The sequence below is a fragment of the Streptomyces durhamensis genome, from assembly GCF_000725475.1.
Lineage (GTDB): Bacteria > Actinomycetota > Actinomycetes > Streptomycetales > Streptomycetaceae > Streptomyces > Streptomyces filipinensis.
Genome location: NZ_JNXR01000006.1, coordinates 17731 through 34058, shown reverse-complemented (window position 1 = coordinate 34058; position 16328 = coordinate 17731). Strand labels below are relative to the sequence as shown.

The following is a 16328-nucleotide window of genomic DNA, read 5'->3' as shown; positions in this document are numbered from 1 at the left end:
CTGACACGGAGAACCCCCGGACCCCGTCCCGTGGTCACTACCCCCGCAACGCCTCCGCCCAGTTCACCGGCACCCGTCCCGCGGGGCCCGGCACCGGCTGCTCGGCGGGATGGCTGGCCGGCGGGGCGAGTTCGGGCCCCTCGGCGTACAACTCGTCCGTGGCGAAGTTCCAGAACCACTCCTCACCCGGCTCGAAACTCCGGATCACCGGATGCCCTGTCGCGTGATAGTGCGCGGTGGCGTGCTTCGCGGGGGAGTCGTCGCAGCAGCCGATGTGCCCGCACTGCGCGCACCGGCGCAGATGGAACCACCAGCCGCCGGCCTCCTCGCACTCGACGCATCCCGTGCCGCTGGGCGGGACGCCCGGGTCGACTCCGTCGACAGCGTTCATACCGTTTCCTCCACTTCCTCCGCCGTCGTCTCGGCGGTCAGGGGGAGCAGCACCTGGAAGCGGGTGTCACCGGGCACCGACTCCACGCGCAGGGTCCCGTGGTGCTTGTTGACGACGATCCGCCAGGAGATGTCCAGGCCGAGCCCGGTGCCCTCGCCGACCGGTTTCGTGGTGAAGAACGGGTCGAAGATCCGGTCCTTGATCTCGGGCGGGATGCCGGGCCCGGTGTCCCGGAACTCCACCAGCAGCCGCTCGTGGTCGAGCCCGGTCCGCACGGTCAGCGTGCCCTCGCCGCCCGCGCCGTTGATGGCCGAGACGGCGTTGTCGATGAGGTTGGTCCACACCTGGTTCAGCTCCGCCGGGAAGGCGGGCACCGGCGGGACCGTGCGGTCGTACTCCTTGACGACCCTGATGCCGGGGCCCCTCTTGCCGGACAGCATCAGCAGGGTGCTGTCGAGGAGTTCGTGCACGTCCACCACCCGGTACGGCGCCCGGTCCAGCTGCGAGTACTGCTTCGCCGCGTCGACGAGGTGCGAGATCCGGGTGGTGGAGTCCTCGATCTCGCTCATCAGCAGCTCGGTCTCGACGGTGTAGTTGAGCCAGCCCACCGCGCCCGGCAGGATCTCCGCCTCCACCGCCGCCGCGACCTGCTCCAGCCAGTCGACGTCGAGCCCGGCCTGCACGAAGGTGGGCGCCACCTGCCAGCCGTAGTCGATGCCGTGGTCCTCCAGCCAGTCGGTGAGCGTGTCCTCCCGGTCGCTGGCCTCCAGCGGGCTGAGCACCGGCGCCTTCGCCACCCGCTCCGCGGTGCGCTCCTGGATCTCGATCAGGCTCGCCAACGTCTCACGGGAGAAGGGCGCTTCGGCGATCACGGCGAGCTTGTGGCGCATCTTCGCGACCCGCTCGCGCAGGGTGGCGGTGGCCCGGACCGCTGCCGCCGCCGGGTTGTTCAGCTCGTGCGTGAGCCCCGCCGACAACGAGCCGAGCGCCAGCAGCCGTTCCCGCTGGCCGATCGCCGCCTGGGTGTTCTTCGACCCGAAGAACAGGCCCTCCAGCAGATGCACGGCCATCGGGAACCACTCGGTCATGACGTCCGCGAAGATGTCCGCCGGCAGCACGAAGAACCGCGTCGGCTCCGTCACCCGCATCGAGTTGTTGTAGACCTGCCGCACCCGGTCGCCGATGTAGGCCTGCATCGCGCCCGCGTACACGCCGCGCTGCGAGGTGCGGGTGACCTCCACGTCGTCGCCGGCGACCCGGCGGGAGAGCACCACCGTGCCCTCGATCATCACGAAGAAACAGGTGGCCGGGTCGCCCTCGGTGTACACCGGGCCCGGTTCGAACAGCTCCACCCGCCCTTCGCTGCACAGCCGCCCCAGCTGCTCCGGAGCCAGCTTCTCGAAGAGGAAGAGCGACCTGATCTCCTGGGGGCTGCACGGCATGATCCGGCCGCTCATGACCGCTCCCCCCTCATGACTGCTCCAGATACCGGTGGACGAGCATCACGGCCATGGCTCCCTCTCCTACGGCGGACGCCACACGCTTGGCGGACTCGGCACGCGCGTCACCGGCCACGAACACGCCGGGGACGCTGGTCTCCAGGTGGTACGGCGGCCGGTCCAGCTCCCAGCCCGCCGGCGCCCGCCCGTCGGCGGTCAGATCGGGACCGGCCAGGATGAAGCCGCGCTCGTCGCGCAGCACCGCGTCACCCAGCCAGTCGGTCAGCGGTGCGGCGCCGATGAACACGAACACCCACTGCGCGTCGACCCGTTCGCTCTCTCCGGTCACGGTGTGACGCAGCGTCAGCTGCTCCAGGTGGTCCGAGCCGTGCGCCGCGTCCACGACCGTGTGCGGGCGGACGGAGATGTTCGGTGCCTCGTTGATCTGCTGGATCAGGTAGTGCGACATCGAGGCCGACAGGTCGGGGCCGCGCACCAGCAGCGTCACCGACTTCGCGCCCCGGGACAGGTACATCGCCGCCTGGCCCGCCGAGTTGGCGCCGCCGACGATGTAGATGTCCTGCCCCTGGCAGGAGGCCGCCTCGGTCAGCGCCGACCCGTAGAACACCCCGCACCCGGTCAGGTCGGTGCAGCCGCGGGCCTCCAGCTGCCGGTACTGCACGCCGGTCGCGAGGATCACACTGTGCGCGGCGATCGCCGAGCCGTCCGCGAACCGGACGATCCGGGCGGCACCGTTCACCTCCAGTCCCGTCACCTCGCGGGCGGTCAGCATCTCGGCGCCGAACTTGGCCGCCTGGCGCCGCGCCCGGTCGGTGAGCTGGGCGCCGGAGACCCCGTCGGGGAAGCCCAGGTAGTTCTCGATCCGGGAGCTCTGCCCGGCCTGGCCGCCGGTCGCCGACCGCTCCACCAGGACGGTCCGAAGGCCCTCGGACGCCCCGTAGACGGCCGCGCCGAGCCCGGCCGGTCCGCCGCCGATGACGATGAGGTCGTAGAAGTCGGCCGTCGGGGTCGTCGCCAGGCCGACCCGCGCCGCCAGCTCGGGCGCCTCTGGCTCGACCAGCGCGGTGCCGTCCGGGGTGATGACCAGCGGCAGCCGCTGCCCGTCCTGCCCGGCGGCCGTCAGCAGCCGCCGGCCCTCGGGCTCCTCCACCGAGTACCAGCGGTACGGCACCTGGTTGCGGGCCAGGAACTCGCGCACGTCCGAGGACCGCGCCGACCAGCGGTGCCCGACGACCTTGGTGCTGGGCACCGGCTTGTAGGCGCTGGAGCGCCAGGCCTGAAGCAGGTCGTCCAGGACCGGGTAGAGCTTCTCCTCCGGCGGGTCCCAGGGCTTGAGCAGATAGTGGTCGAGATCGACGACGTTGATCGCGTCGATCGCCGCGTTGGTGTCGGCGTACGCGGTCAGCAGCACCCGGCGCGCGCCCGGATAGACATCGAGCGCCTGCTCCAGGAACTCGATGCCGTTCATCTGCGGCATGCGGTAGTCGGCCAGGATCACGGCGACCAGGTCGCCGCGCAGCTTCAGCTCGCGCAGGGCCCCGAGCGCGGACTCCCCGGACTCCGCGCGCACGATCCGGTACGACTCGCCGTAACGCCGCCGCAGATCGCGGGCGACGGCACGGGAGACTCCCGGGTCGTCGTCCACGGTCAGGATGACGGTCCGCGCTGCGTCGGCGGCCTGTGCCATGCGTCTCCCACCCCGAGCGTTGTTCCACGGGCCGGTGTCGTGGAGACCACCGCACCGGTTCCCCGCCATCGTATGTTCGATCGCCCCGGTCCGCCCCGGGATACGGCAGGTCGCGCGATCAGCCCGGGCGGGGCTCCCCGAGGCCGCGGAACTCGCCGCCCCAGGCGTCCGGGAGCACCGGCCGCCCCGGCCCCCGCGCGGTGCGGCCGACGGGTTGCGGAAGAGATCATCGTGCCGTGTGCGACGGTGCCCCACAGCGGGCAGCAGCACCACGAGACAGCGGCGAGGACGAGGAGGCATACATGACGCGCCCGATCACGGCAGGGGTGGACGGTACGGAGGAGAGCCTGGCCGCGCTGGACTGGGCCGGCCGGGAGGCCGTACGCCGCGGGCTGCCCCTGCGCGTCGTGCACGCCTGGCGCTACGCCGAGAGCCTCGCCACCGCCGACCGGGACACCCAGCACGGGTGGGCCTCGGAGGGCGTGACGGACGCCGTGCGCGCCGTCTCCGAGCGGCATCCGAAGCTGGAGGTGAGCGTGGACGTCGTCGAGGGCGAGCCCGCGCCCGCGCTGGCCCGGGTGGCCGAGGAGGCCGAGATGCTGGTGCTGGGCTCGCGCGGGCACGGCCCCGTCATCGGGTTCCTGCTGGGCTCGGTGGGCCAGCAGGTGATCGCCGAGGCGACCCGGCCGGTGGTCCTCGTCCGCGCGGCGGACCAGCCCGCGGCGGAGGCCGCCGGGCGGGACGTCGTGGTCGGCCAGCACGGCGACCCCGAGGACAGCGCGGCCACGCTGCGGTTCGCCTTCGAGACGGCGGCCGCCCGGGGCGCGACCGTACGCGCCGTACGGGCCTGGACCCTGCCCCCGGTCTTCGCCTACAGTCCCGGCTCGCTCAAGCTCCTCGACGACACGGGCGGTCTCGAACCCTACGAGAAGCAGGCCCTGGCCGAGGCGCTCCGGCCCTGGCGGGAGCGGTTCCCCGACGTCCCCGTGGCCGAGCACGTCGAGATGGGCAGCGCCGGCCAGGTGCTGCTGTCGGTGGCCGGCCGGGCCCAGCTGATGGTCGTCGGACGCCGGTCGCACCGTACGGCGGTGGGCGCCCGGATCGGCTCGGTCGCGCACGGGATGCTGCACCACGCCGACTGCCCGGTGGCCGTCGTCCCGCACGGCTGAGCTACTCCAGGGCGGCCCGTGCCTTCGGCAGGACGTTCTCCAGGTAGTCCTCGACGGCGGTGTCGAGGCCTATGTCGTGCTGGGCGTGCTCGGACAGGTACCAGCGGTGTTCGACGAGTTCGTGGTAGATCTCGGCCGGGTCCATGGAGCCGCGCAGCTCCGGCGGCACGGCCCGCACGGTGGGCCGGAACACGTCCCGCACCCAGCGGTGGGCGAGCACCTCCGGGCGTGCGGCCAGGGGGTCGCCGGGCGCGTGGTCGTCCTGGGTGGCCATCCAGCCCTCCAGGTCGCTGAGCAGCCGCCGCGCCTGGTTCTCCTCGGTGTCCAGGCCGGTGAGCCGCAGCAGCTGGCGCTGGTGGTGGCCGGCGTCGACGACCTTCGGCACGAAGGTGACCGTGTCCCCGCCCGCGGAGTGCTCGATCTGCATCTCGGCCACGTCGAAGCCGAGGTCGTTCAGACGGCGGATCCGGCGTTCGATGTAGTGGTACTCACCGGCCGGATACACCGAGGTGCGGGTCAGCTCCTGCCACAGCCCCTGGTACCGGGTGCAGATCTCGTGCCCGAACTCCACCGGGTCGACGGACGGGTGCAGCGCCCCGGACGCCTCCAGGTCGAGCAGCTCGCCGCTGATGTTCACCCGGGCCAGATCCAGGTCGTACTCCCGCTGCCCGGGGCTCAGCCGGGGGTGCAGCTCGCCGGTCTCGGCGTCGACCAGGTAGGCGGCGTAGGCGCCCGCGTCGCGCCGGAACAGGGTGTTGGACAGCGAGCAGTCCCCCCAGGCGAAACCGGTCAGGTGCAGCCGGACCAGCAGCGCGGCGAGGGCGTCCATCAGGCGGTGCATGGTCGCCGGGCGCATGGTCGTCTCGAACATCGAGCGGTACGGCATCGAGCCGCGCAGATGCCGGGTGATCAGGACCGGCTCCAGCGGGCGACCGGCGCGATCGGTGCGGCCGGTGACCACCGCGAGGGGGTCGACGGCGGGGATGCCGAGCCGGTCGAGGTCGCGCAGCAGCCCGTACTCGCGCAGCGCGGGCCGCTCGGCCAGCTCCTTGACGGCGATCACCTCGTCCCCGGCGTGCGCGTAGCGCACCACGTGCCGGGAGATGCCCCGCGGCAGCGGCACGAGGTACTCCTCGGGCCACTCCTCCAGGGGCACGTCCCACGGCAGGGCGAGCAGCAGCGCGGGGTGCTCCGGGTTCGTGGCGTTGATCTGCAGGGCCATGGCACGAACCCTAAGGCCCCGCGCGGCGGTTCCAGGAGGCCCGGTGTGCGGTCGGGGCCGGGCGCTCTACGAGGCCCGGTCCCGTGCCAGCTCGGCCGCCGCGCGCACCGAGCCCCGGTGCACCGGCCCGTGTCCCGGAAGCAGGGTGTCGCCGTCGAGCGCGCCGATCAGCTCCAGGGAGGCGACCACCCCGGGGCGCTCGTGGTGGAAGAAGTCGGGCAGGATCTGCGGGCCCTTGACCCGCGAGGTCGCGTGCCCGCTGACCAGCGCGTCCCCGGAGATGACGATCCCCGCCCCGGGCAGGTGGTAGACGCAGTGGCCGTCGGTGTGGCCGGGCGTGTGCACCGGCACGGGGCGGCCGGGCAGGTCCAGCGGGCCCTCGTGCGGGAACGGCTCCGGCGCGGTGACGGGGTTGTGGTCGGTTCCGCCCGCGCGGATCACGTGCACCGCCCAGGGCAGGACACCCGGCCGCCAGGCGTTGCGCACCACGTCGGCGATGGTGGCCTGCTGCAGGAAGTCCCGGCGGGCGTGCGGGACTTCGGCGGGGTGCAGATAGACCGGGGTGCCGTGGGTGGCGCGCAGGTACTCGGCCGAGCCCAGGTGGTCGTTGTGCGCGTGGGTGATCAGTACGGCGGCGACGGCCTCCGGTGAACTGCCCACCTGGGCGAGCGACTCCAGCAGCCCCTGCCGGTCCCCGGGGTACCCGGTGTCCACCAGCGTGACGGCGTCCCCGTCCTTGAGGATGACCCAGTTGACGTTGTTGCCGTGCACCAGATAGGTGCCGTCGGCGACCTGGTGTACCTGTGCCCGCATGATCTCCCCAAGGCCTGCGCTGCTGCTCGTCGCGCACAGCCAACCAGATCGGGTACCGCCCCGCGCAAGGGGGCGGCCGGACGCGTCAGCGCACGCCGTGCGGCCGGAACTGGATGCTGATGCGCGGCCCCGTGGCCCGGGCGGTCTTCGGTACGCAGTGCTCCCAGGTGCGCTGGCACGACCCGCCCATCACGATCAGGTCGCCGTGCCCGAGCGGGCGCCGAACCGTGGCGCCTCCTCCGGCGACCGGGCGCAGCAGCAGGTCACGGGGTGCGCCGACGGAGAGGATCGCGACCATCGTGTCCTCGCGGGCGGCCCGCCCGCCGCGGTCACCGTGCCAGGCCACGCTGTCCCGGCCGTCGCGGTAGTAGCACAGCCCGGCGGTGGTGAAGGGCTCGCCGAGCTCCCCGGCGTAGTGCCGGGACAGCGCCTCGCGCGCCTCGTCGAGCACCGGGTGGGGGAGCGGGTCCTGCGCCTGGTAGTGGGCCAGCAGGCGCGGTACGGCGACCATGTTGTCGTACATCTTCCAGCGTTCGGCGCGCCACGGGACATCCGCCGCCAGCCTCTCGAACAGGGCGGCGGCCCCGCTCAGCCAGCCCGGCAGTACGTCGATCCAGGCGCCGGCGCCCAGCTCCGTCCGGTGCAGCCCGCCGAGGGGTCCGAGCCGCAGCTCGTCGGTCTGGTCGAACAAGGAGCCCTGGAGATGCGTGGACATGGGGCCAGCGTACTCCGGTAATCGAAAATGTGTTCCTTTTGGCCCGCAAGGGTTTCGATACATTGATGTATCGGATACGGTTTCGTATCCGAAGGAGGTGCCGCGGTGCAGGACAGCCCCAGACGCGTCACCCGGCGCCGGGTCGCCACCCGGGCCAGGCTGCTCGACGCCGCGTTCCAGGTCTTCGCGGCCAAGGGCTTCGGGCACGTGTCCATCGAGGAGCTCTGCGAAGCCGCCGGCTTCAGCCGCGGCGCCTTCTACTCGAACTTCGCCACGCTGGACGCCCTGTTCTTCGCGCTCTACCAGGAGCGCGCCGAGCTCATCGCCGCCCAGGTGGCCGAGGCGCTCGCCCAGGACGGGACCGGACTCGACGTGCCGGCCGCCGTGGACCGGGTCACCGAGGTGCTGCTGCTCGACGTGGACTGGCTGCTGGTCAAGACCGACTTCCTGGTGCACGCCGCCCGCGACCCCGAGGTCGCCCGGGCCCTGCTCGACCACCGCGCCCGGCTCCGCGAGGCGATCGCCGACCGGCTCTTCCGCGCCCGCGGCCACACCGGACTGCCCGCCGTGCTGGGCGACGTGGACGGCGCCGCGCACGCGGTGGTCGCCGCGTACGACGGCGTCACCGTCCAGCTGCTGCTGGACAAGGACGTCGAGGCCGCCCGGGCCTGGCTCAAACAGCTGCTCACCGCCCTCCTCACGGACGGCGGCCGTACCCCCGACCGACCCGCGCACGACCCCGCATGAGGACCCTCAGGAAGGACACAGTCACGATGGACGCGGACGTCATCGTCGTCGGAGCGGGCCTCGCCGGCCTGGTCGCGGCGCACGAGATCACGAGCCTGGGCCGCCGGGTCGCCCTGGTCGACCAGGAGAACGCCGCCAACCTCGGCGGACAGGCCTTCTGGTCCTTCGGCGGGCTCTTCCTCGTCGGCTCCCCGGAGCAGCGCCGCCTCGGCATCAAGGACTCCTTCGACCTCGCCTGGAACGACTGGCAGGGCAGCGCGGGGTTCGACCGGCTCGACGACGAGGACTCCTGGGCGGTGCGCTGGGCCCGCGCCTACGTCGAGTTCGCGGCCGGCGAGAAGCGCTCCTGGCTGCGGGGTCACGGCATCGAGCTGCTGCCGACCGTCGGCTGGGCCGAGCGCGGCGACCTCAGGGCCGGCGGGCACGGCAACTCCGTACCCCGCTTCCACATCGCCTGGGGCACCGGCACCGGCGTGGTCGAACCGTTCGTCCGGTACGCCCGCCAGGCCGCGCGGGACGGACTGCTCACCTTCCACCACCGCCACCAGGTCGACGAGCTGGTCATCGAGGACGGCACGGCACGCGGAGTGCGCGGCACCGTCCTGGCCGAGGACCGCTCGGCCCGCGGAGTCGCCTCCAACCGCGACCGCGTGGGTGACTTCGAGCTCACCGCCCAGGCCGTCGTCGTCACCACCGGCGGCATCGGCGCCAACCACGACATCGTCCGCCGCTACTGGCCCGCCCGGCTCGGCACCCCGCCGGCCGAGATGGTCACCGGCGTCCCCGCCTACGTCGACGGCCGCATGCTCGACATCAGCGCCGAAGCCGGCGTCCGGCTGGTCAACCGGGACCGCATGTGGCACTACACCGAGGGCCTGCAGAACTGGGACCCGATCTGGCCCGGCCACGGCATCCGCATCCTCCCCGGCCCGTCCTCCATCTGGCTGGACGCCCTCGGCCGCCGGCTGCCCGACCCCTGCCTGCCCGGCTACGACACCCTCAACACGCTCCGGCACCTGCGCACCACCGAGGACATCGCCGGGTACGACCACTCCTGGTTCATCCTCACCCGGAAGATCATCGAGAAGGAGTTCGCGCTCTCCGGCTCCGAGCAGAACCCCGACATCACCGCCAAGGACCGGGGGGCCGTGCTGCGCGACCGGCTGCTCGGCAAGGGCGCGCCCGCACCGGTACAGGCCTTCCTCGACAAGGGCGCGGACTTCGTGACCGCCGGCAACCTGGAACAGCTGGTCGGCAAGATGAACGCCCTCACCGGCAAGCCGCTCCTGGACGCGGCCGGGGTACGCCGCCAGATCGAGGCCCGCGACCTGCAGATCGCCCACCCCTACAGCAAGGACTCCCAGGTCCAGGGCATCCACAACGCCCGCCGCTACATCGGCGACCGGCTCGGCCGGGTGGCCGCGCCGCACCGCATCCTCGACCCGGCCGCGGGCCCCCTCATCGGTGTCCGGATGCACATCCTGACCCGCAAGACCCTCGGCGGCATCCAGACCGACCTCGACTCCCGCGCCCTCGGCGCCGACGGAAGCCCGGTCGAGGGCCTGTACGCGGCCGGCGAGGTGGCCGGCTTCGGCGGCGGCGGGGTGCACGGCTACAACGCGCTGGAGGGCACGTTCCTCGGCGGCTGCCTGTTCTCGGGGCGGGCCGCGGGCCGGCACGCCGCCCGGCACACGGGCTGAGGCTCAGCCCTTCAGCAGCTCCAGCAGCACCTGCGCGTGGCTCTGCTCCGGCGCCTTGGACGCGGTCAGCAGGGTCACGCGCTTCCCGCGGGCCGCCGTACGCAGGGCGTCGACCAGTTCGGCGGCCTCGGGGGCGTCGAGTTCCGCCTCGTAGCGGCGGCGGAACTCCTCGTACGAGCCGCCGCCGTGGTACCACTTGCGCAGCTCGGTGGAGGGGGTGAGCACCTTGGGCCACTCGTCGACGTGTGCCTCGTCCTTGGCGAGGCCGCGCGGCCACAACCGGTCGACCAGCACACGCAGGCCGTCGTCGGGCTCGGGCGGTTCGTAGATCCGGCGCACGCGGACGCTCACGGGTCTCACTCCCCTCGGGACGGCGGACGGTGACGCGAGCGTAACCCGGCGGCCACCGGTCCGCCGGGCGGCGACGCGACGAGACTTGACCGGAAGGAGAGCGAGTCCCCGGCACCGGCGCGCCTAGTCTGTCCGCCAGCCGATCACCAGCCACCTCCCGAGGAGCGCCCGTGACGCCCCAGCCCCCCAGACAGCCCGCCCGGCGCCGTACCGCCGTCCCGCGCCGCAGGACGGTCCTCGCCACCGTCCCCGTAGCCGTGGCGGCACTCATCGGCGCCACCGGGCCCGCGGCGGGCAGCGCCGGCGCGCCCGGCGCGGGCGACCCCTACTTCCCGCTCAGCGGCAACGGCGGCTACCACGTCCGGCACTACGGTCTGACGCTCCGTTACGACACCGCATCCCGCCACCTCGACGGCAAGGCCGTCCTCACCGCCCGCGCCACCCGCGATCTCAGCCGCTTCGACCTCGACCTCACCGGCCTGAAGGTCACCGGCGTCACCGTGGACCGCACGCCGGCGGCCTTCCGGCGCGAGGGCCAGGAACTCGTCGTCACCCCGCGCCACAGCCTGCGCGCGGGCCGGGGCTTCCGCGTCACGGTCACCTACCACGGCACGCCGAAGCCGGTCACCGACCCCGACGGCTCCGCCGACGGCTGGATCGCCACCGACGACGGCGCCTTCGTCGCGGGCGAGCCGCAGGGCGCGATGACCTGGTTCCCGGCGAACGCACACCCCCGGGACAAGTCGTCGTACGACATCACGATCACCGTCCCGCAGGGCCGCACGGCCGTCGCCAACGGCGCCCTGGTCGGGCAGCGCAGCGCGCACGGACAGACGGCCTTCCACTGGCGCGAGACCCAGCCCATGGCCGCCTACCTGGCCACCGCCACCGTCGGAACGTTCAAGGTCGAGCAGTACACCACGCACGACGGCATCCACGTGTACAACGCCGTCGACCCACGCGAGGCGGCCAGGGCGGCGCCGGTGCTGAAGAAGCTGCCGTCCGTCCTGGAATGGGAGAGCAAGCTGTTCGGGCCGTACCCGTTCCGCTCCGCCGGATCGATCGTCGACCACGCCCCGGGCATCGGCTACGCCCTGGAGACCCAGACCCGGCCGCTCTACGACTCCGCGCCCGACATCAGCACCCTCGTCCACGAGAACGCCCACCAGTGGTTCGGCGACTCCGTCTCGCTGACCGCCTGGAAGGACATCTGGCTCAACGAGGGGTTCGCCACCTACGCCGAGTGGCTGTACGACGAGCAGCACGGCGGCGACAGCGCCCAGGAGGCGTTCGACGCCCTCTACGCCCGCCCCGCGAACGACCACCTGTGGGCCTTCCCGCCCGGCGATCCGGGCAGCGGCGAGAACATCTTCGACACGCCCGTCTACGCCCGCGGCGCCATGACCCTCCACGAACTGCGCAAGACCGTCGGCGACCGGGACTTCTTGCGCATCCTGCGCGCCTGGGCGGCCGGACACCGCGGCGGCCACGGAACGACGGCACAGTTCGTTCGGCTGGCCGAGCGGACGTCGGGCAAGCGACTCGACGGTCTCTTCCACACCTGGCTGTACACCGAGGGCAAGCCGAACCGCGCCTGAACCTGACCGGTTCCAAACAACTGTCGGCCAGGGTCGACACCATGATCCGTCGCAGAACCGCCGTCGCGCTCCTCGCCTCCCCGCTGCTGCTCACCGGCTGCGGCGGCGGAGCCGAGGCGACCGAGCGCCGGACACCTCCCACCCGTGCGTCCCGGACCGCCGCCCCCAGCCCCGAGGTGCAGGCGGAGCAGGCACCCCGGGGCATACCCGGTCTCGGCCCCAGCCGGTCGGCGGCGATACCCGGGCGATGCGGACAGGCCGTCGTCGTCACCGGGCGCGGGAAGGACTCCCCGCTCTCCTCGGTCGTCCTGTACCGACGCACCGCCACCGGCTGGCAGGCGGGCCCCGCCTGGCCCGCCCACAACGCGCTGCGCGGCTGGAGCCCCCACCACATGGGCGGCGACCTGCGCTCCCCGCTCGGCGTCTACACCCTCTCCGACGCCGGGGGCCTGCTCCCGGACCCCGGCAGCAAGCTCCCCTACCACCGGTCCCGCGGTTTCCACTCGCCCGGCACCGGCTTCGAGGGCGAACCCCTCGACGGGGCCTTCGACTACGTCATCGCCGTCGACTACAACCGCGAGCCCGGCACCTCACCCCTGGACTGGACCCGGCCCCTCGGCCCGAGCCGGGGCGGGGGAGTGTGGCTGCACGTCGACCACGGCGGGCCCACGCACGGCTGCGTCAGCGTGGCCAAGGCCCATATGAAGGACCTGCTGCGCACCCTCGACCCGGCCCGGCACCCGGTCGTCGTCATGGGGTACGCCGACTGGCTGGCCGGCTGAACCGCCTAGGATCCGAACTCGTGTGCGCACATGTGCTGGTCGCCGAGGACGACGAGAAGCAGGCCGAACTGATCCGCCGCTCCCTGCTGGCCGAGGGACACACCGCCACGGTGGTGCACGACGGCGCGGCGGCGCTCGACGCCGCTCGCCGGCTCGGACCGGACCTCGTCGTCCTGGACCTGATGCTCCCGGTCATCGACGGCTTCGGCGTGTGCCGGGCGCTGCGCCGCGGCGTGAGGGACCCGGAGGTCCCCGTGGTCATGCTCACCGCCCGCTCCGCCGAGGACGACGTCCTGCTCGGCCTCGAACTCGGCGCCGACGACTACATGACCAAGCCGTACAGCCCGCGCGAGCTGATGGCCCGCATCCGCACGGTCCTCAGACGCAGCGGACGGGGCGTCGGCGCCCGGGACGACGATCCGTCCGTACGGGCCGCCGGGATCAGCGTCGACCCCGTACGGCACGAGGTGCGCTGCGACGGCGTACCGGTGGAGTGCACGCCCGCCGAGTTCCAGATCCTGCTGGCCATGGCGGGGGAGCCGGAACGGGTGTTCACCCGGCGGCAGTTGCTGCAGTGCACCCGCGGTTTCGACCGGGCCTCCACCGAGCGGGCCGTCGACGTGCACATCATGAACCTGCGCCGCAAGATCGAGGCCGACCCGCGGCGGCCGACGCGGCTGCTGACCGTGTTCGGCGTCGGCTACAAGCTGAGCGGTGCCCGGGCGTGAAGCGCCCCGAGCCCGCGGCCGGCCGGGAGCCCGGGGACGGAAGACCGGTGGCCCTGAGGCGCCGGATCCCGCTGCGCAAACGGCTGCTCGTCCGGCTGCTGTCCGTCTCCGCGCTGATCGCCGTCTGCTCGGTGGCCGCCACCGCCTGGCTCGCGGTGACCACCACCACCAGCGCCCTGAAGGAGGAGCAGGGCCAGGACCTCGCGGCCGACAACAGCATCCTGGCCCGGCTCAGTGGGTACGCCGCCACCCACTCCGACTGGACGGACGTCCGGCGCACCGTGCGGGAGCTGGCCGCCGAGACCGGACGGCGGATCGCCCTCACCACCACCGACCGCACCCTCGTCGCCGACTCCGCACCCCACGGCACCCCGCTGCCGCCCCGGCCCGCCGCCAGCGTCGACCCGCTGCGCACCGACACCTACAGCGAGACCGGCGCCCAGCTCAGCGGCATCGACCCGCGCGTGGTCGGCCCCTACCGGCTGCCGGCGAAGGAACGCGCACGCCTGGACACGCTGGCCGCCCGGCGCAAGCAGTGCTACGAGCGCTACGGCCTGCAGTCCACTCTCGTGAGGACCGCGAGCGGGCGGCCGGTGGTCGACGCCCCGGACGGGACCGAGACCGCCGGCTACGGCGCGACGGTGTGCGAGGACGGCCGGCTGAACACCCCCACGCCGACCGAGCAGAAGGCCCTGGACGACCTGTCGGACCTCGCGCGGCCCTGCCTGGACCGGGCCGGGCTGGACCTCAGCGGGCCGCTGTTCCTCACCTTCGACCCCAGCGGGAAGGACCCCTTCGCCGGCGGCTACCTCATCGCCAAGTACGCCCGGGCGGGCGACAAGGCCACGGCGCGGGCCGCCCGGCGCTGCATCCTGACCGCCCGGCGCACCCAACTGGAGCCCTACGTGGCCCCGGTGGCCGAGCTGTTCCTCGGCATCGGCGACCAGAACCCCTCGCGGTTCGACATGTCGCCGGCCAACAAGGCCAAGGTGATCGGCGCGGCCGGACTGGTCCTCGCCGTCACCGTCGCCGTGACCGCCGTCGTCGCGATCCGCCTGGTACGGCCGCTGCGGGCGCTGACCGAGGCCGCGCAGCAGCCGCCCGAGCTGCACGCACGGGTGCCGGTGACCACCCGCGACGAGACGGGCATCCTCGCCGAGGCGTTCAACGACCTGGCCGAGCGCCGCCAACGCCTGGAGGCCCAGCGCAAGGCGATGGTCAGCGACATCGCGCACGAGCTGCGCAGCCCGCTGACCAACATCCGCGGCTGGCTGGAGGTCGTCCGCGACGGGGTCGTCGAGCCGGACCCGCCCCTGCTGGACTCGCTGCACGAGGAGGCGCTCGTGCTGCAGCGGATCATCGACGACCTGCAGGACCTCGCCGCCGCCGACGCCGGCACACTGCGGGTGCACCGCGAGCCGCTGCGCGCCGGGGACCTGCTCGACCAGGTCGCCGCCGCCCACCGGGTCGCAGCCGACGCCGCCGGGGTCGCCCTGCGCACCGAGGCCGACGACTCCGCCTGGCTGGACGCGGACCCGGTACGGATGCGGCAGGCGCTCGGCAACCTGGTCTCCAACGCGCTGCGGCACACCCCGGCCGACGGCACGGTCACCCTCGCCGCCCGCCGGGACGGCCCCGATGCCGTCCTCACCGTCACCGACACCGGCACGGGCATCGCGCCCGAGGACCTGCCACACGTCTTCGACCGGTTCTGGCGCCCGGAGAAGTCCCGCAGCCGCCGCACCGGAGGCAGCGGCCTCGGCCTGCCGATCGTCCGGCACCTGGTCGCCGCGCACGGCGGTACGGCCGAGGCGGCGAGCGAGCCCGGCGAGGGCGCCGTCTTCGCGCTGCGGCTGCCCGTGGCCGGCCCGCCCGCCGACGACACGTGATCGCTTCGGATTCCCCGCGCGCCCCAGGGGGTACTCCGGTCGCGCAGTGCTGTCGAGGAGGTGGGCCCATGAGCGCAACCCAGGATCTGCCGGTGGTGTGCACGCTCGCCGAGGTGGCCCGCCTGGTGGACGAGCACCGAGGGCTGTACGTGCGCTGGTCCCGAGGGCCCGGTACCGACCTCGCCGACGTCTCCAGCACCGACGACCTCACCGGCGTTCCCATGCCCGGGCTGTCCGCCAATCCGCTCGGCGTGGAGGACTGGTGGGAGGACCGCTCACTGGAGCTGTGGGTGGCGCGCCGGCTGTACGACTACGCGCACCTGCCGCACGACAAGGGCCCCGGCGTCCGGCCCTGGGTCCTGCGGGGCCGGGAGACGGGCCGGGGCCCGGACAACGAGCCCCTCGTGGCCGATGCCGAGCCGCTGTGCTGGATCGCCGACCAGGTCATCGACGCGGCGAAGGCCGAGGTGAGCCGGCAGGAGCGGGAGTGGGGGACCCTGCGCCGCGACGGCCGCTGAGGCAGGGCCCGCGGTTGTCCCGGCCGGCCGGAGGGGGCACGGCGGTCCGCGGGGTCGCCCGGTCAGCCGGAGCGCGGACGGGAACGGGCGCGGCGGCGCAGTGCCCGGCGCTCCAGTTCGGTCGTCCCACCCCAGATGCCGATGCTCTGCCCCGTCCCCAGCGCCCAGTCCAGGCAGTGCTCCCGGACGGGGCAGTGCTCGCAGACCGCCTTGGCCCGCTGTGTCTGCACCTGCGCCGGCCCGGTGGTGCCGATGGGGAAGAACAGGTCGGGGTCCTTGTGACGGCACGCGGCATGGTCGCGCCAGTTGTCCATGGAAGTCTCCTGGATCGGATCGAAGTCGTCCGTGCCTGTCGAATGCGTACGTCGGACTCGGGTGACCGGTCGGGACGGTGTGAAACGGGGGACCGGCGGCCGAATCGGGCGAGGGAGCGCGTCCGGCCACGGCGCGCGCGGCCCGGCGGGAGCCGTACGCGCTCGACAGGTCGGGCAGCGGCCGTGGTGGGGACACCCCGGTCCGCGGACGCCGGGCCCGACCGAGCAGTGCCGGCGAGGAGTT

16 protein-coding genes are annotated in these 16328 nt (G+C 73.3%); 8 read left to right on the top strand and 8 right to left on the bottom strand.

What is annotated here, in order from left to right; genetic code table 11:
* Positions 1-37: 37 nt before the first annotated feature.
* Genes IO33_RS0109615 through IO33_RS0109605 form a run of 3 tightly spaced genes read right to left on the bottom strand, consistent with a single transcriptional unit; the run spans position 38 to position 3538 of the window.
* Positions 38-391, bottom strand: coding sequence for a UBP-type zinc finger domain-containing protein (locus IO33_RS0109615; protein ID WP_031162532.1), 354 nt, complete (start codon positions 389-391; stop codon positions 38-40).
* Positions 388-1848 (bottom strand): ATP-binding protein, encoded by a 1461-nt coding sequence (locus tag IO33_RS0109610; RefSeq protein ID WP_031162529.1) that lies wholly within the window; start codon positions 1846-1848, stop codon positions 388-390. Before IO33_RS0109610 ends, IO33_RS0109615 begins: the two co-directional genes overlap by 4 nt.
* Positions 1849-1861: 13 nt before the next feature.
* Positions 1862-3538 (bottom strand): NAD(P)/FAD-dependent oxidoreductase, encoded by a 1677-nt coding sequence (locus tag IO33_RS0109605; RefSeq protein ID WP_031162527.1) that lies wholly within the window; start codon positions 3536-3538, stop codon positions 1862-1864.
* Between the two features lie 302 nt (positions 3539-3840).
* On the opposite strand from IO33_RS0109605, the gene IO33_RS0109600 reads away from it, so the two are divergent.
* On the top strand, positions 3841-4707 hold the full coding sequence (locus IO33_RS0109600; RefSeq protein ID WP_031162525.1) for a universal stress protein: 867 nt from the start codon (positions 3841-3843) through the stop codon (positions 4705-4707).
* A 1-nt stretch (position 4708) separates the two neighbouring features.
* Here the strand turns inward: IO33_RS0109600 and IO33_RS0109595 are convergent, their stop codons facing one another.
* From IO33_RS0109595 to IO33_RS0109585, 3 genes are all read right to left on the bottom strand, one after another.
* Entirely contained in the window at positions 4709-5929 is a 1221-nt protein-coding gene (locus IO33_RS0109595) for a DUF4032 domain-containing protein (RefSeq protein WP_031162523.1), read from the bottom strand.
* A gap of 66 nt (positions 5930-5995) precedes the next feature.
* Positions 5996-6742 carry an MBL fold metallo-hydrolase gene (locus IO33_RS0109590; RefSeq protein ID WP_031162520.1) on the bottom strand — a complete coding sequence of 249 codons (747 nt, stop codon included), beginning with the start codon at positions 6740-6742 and terminating at the stop codon, positions 5996-5998.
* Between the two features lie 85 nt (positions 6743-6827).
* The gene (locus tag IO33_RS0109585; RefSeq protein ID WP_031162518.1) at positions 6828-7457 is read right to left on the bottom strand and encodes an alpha-ketoglutarate-dependent dioxygenase AlkB family protein; all 630 of its coding nucleotides are present in this window, start codon (positions 7455-7457) and stop codon (positions 6828-6830) included.
* Positions 7458-7562: 105 nt separating this feature from the next.
* Here IO33_RS0109585 and IO33_RS0109580 point away from each other — a divergent pair, with 105 nt between their 5' ends.
* Together IO33_RS0109580 and IO33_RS0109575 are read left to right on the top strand one after the other, a co-directional pair.
* Positions 7563-8204: a TetR/AcrR family transcriptional regulator gene (locus IO33_RS0109580; protein WP_031162516.1), complete on the top strand. Its 642-nt coding sequence runs from the start codon at positions 7563-7565 to the stop codon at positions 8202-8204.
* Between the two features lie 26 nt (positions 8205-8230).
* Complete coding sequence (locus IO33_RS0109575; protein WP_031162514.1) at positions 8231-9904, top strand: FAD-binding dehydrogenase; 1674 nt, start codon at positions 8231-8233, stop codon at positions 9902-9904.
* A gap of 3 nt (positions 9905-9907) precedes the next feature.
* On the opposite strand, the gene IO33_RS0109570 is transcribed toward IO33_RS0109575, so the two are convergent.
* Positions 9908-10255 (bottom strand): DUF488 domain-containing protein, encoded by a 348-nt coding sequence (locus tag IO33_RS0109570; RefSeq protein ID WP_031162512.1) that lies wholly within the window; start codon positions 10253-10255, stop codon positions 9908-9910.
* Between the two features lie 170 nt (positions 10256-10425).
* On the opposite strand from IO33_RS0109570, the gene IO33_RS0109565 reads away from it, so the two are divergent.
* The 5 genes from IO33_RS0109565 to IO33_RS0109545 all read left to right on the top strand — a co-directional run bounded on the left by IO33_RS0109565 (position 10426) and on the right by IO33_RS0109545 (position 15770).
* Positions 10426-11853, top strand: a complete 1428-nt coding sequence (locus IO33_RS0109565; RefSeq protein ID WP_031162511.1) for a M1 family metallopeptidase — start codon at positions 10426-10428, stop codon at positions 11851-11853.
* 41 nt (positions 11854-11894) lie between these two features.
* Positions 11895-12635, top strand: coding sequence for a L,D-transpeptidase family protein (locus IO33_RS0109560; RefSeq protein ID WP_031162510.1), 741 nt, complete (start codon positions 11895-11897; stop codon positions 12633-12635).
* 20 nt (positions 12636-12655) lie between these two features.
* Positions 12656-13363, top strand: a complete 708-nt coding sequence (locus tag IO33_RS0109555) for a response regulator transcription factor (RefSeq protein ID WP_031162508.1) — start codon at positions 12656-12658, stop codon at positions 13361-13363.
* Positions 13364-13416: 53 nt separating this feature from the next.
* Positions 13417-15252, top strand: coding sequence for a sensor histidine kinase (locus IO33_RS0109550; RefSeq protein ID WP_031162506.1), 1836 nt, complete (start codon positions 13417-13419; stop codon positions 15250-15252).
* 68 nt (positions 15253-15320) lie between these two features.
* On the top strand, positions 15321-15770 hold the full coding sequence (locus IO33_RS0109545; RefSeq protein WP_031162503.1) for a DUF6098 family protein: 450 nt from the start codon (positions 15321-15323) through the stop codon (positions 15768-15770).
* Between the two features lie 62 nt (positions 15771-15832).
* Here the strand turns inward: IO33_RS0109545 and IO33_RS0109540 are convergent, their stop codons facing one another.
* Positions 15833-16084: a WhiB family transcriptional regulator gene (locus IO33_RS0109540; RefSeq protein ID WP_031162501.1), complete on the bottom strand. Its 252-nt coding sequence runs from the start codon at positions 16082-16084 to the stop codon at positions 15833-15835.
* Positions 16085-16328 lie beyond the last annotated feature (244 nt).

Coding starts and splice junctions, on each gene's coding strand:
- IO33_RS0109615 (WP_031162532.1), bottom strand. CDS start 391: ATGAACGCTGTCGACGGAGTCGACCCGGGCGTCCCGCCCAGCGGCACG.
- IO33_RS0109595 (WP_031162523.1), bottom strand. CDS start 5,929: ATGGCCCTGCAGATCAACGCCACGAACCCGGAGCACCCCGCGCTGCTG.
- IO33_RS0109590 (WP_031162520.1), bottom strand. CDS start 6,742: ATGCGGGCACAGGTACACCAGGTCGCCGACGGCACCTATCTGGTGCAC.
- IO33_RS0109575 (WP_031162514.1), top strand. CDS start 8,231: ATGGACGCGGACGTCATCGTCGTCGGAGCGGGCCTCGCCGGCCTGGTC.
- IO33_RS0109600 (WP_031162525.1), top strand. CDS start 3,841: ATGACGCGCCCGATCACGGCAGGGGTGGACGGTACGGAGGAGAGCCTG.
- IO33_RS0109545 (WP_031162503.1), top strand. CDS start 15,321: ATGAGCGCAACCCAGGATCTGCCGGTGGTGTGCACGCTCGCCGAGGTG.
- IO33_RS0109610 (WP_031162529.1), bottom strand. CDS start 1,848: ATGAGCGGCCGGATCATGCCGTGCAGCCCCCAGGAGATCAGGTCGCTC.
- IO33_RS0109605 (WP_031162527.1), bottom strand. CDS start 3,538: ATGGCACAGGCCGCCGACGCAGCGCGGACCGTCATCCTGACCGTGGAC.
- IO33_RS0109585 (WP_031162518.1), bottom strand. CDS start 7,457: ATGTCCACGCATCTCCAGGGCTCCTTGTTCGACCAGACCGACGAGCTG.
- IO33_RS0109540 (WP_031162501.1), bottom strand. CDS start 16,084: ATGGACAACTGGCGCGACCATGCCGCGTGCCGTCACAAGGACCCCGAC.
- IO33_RS0109560 (WP_031162510.1), top strand. CDS start 11,895: ATGATCCGTCGCAGAACCGCCGTCGCGCTCCTCGCCTCCCCGCTGCTG.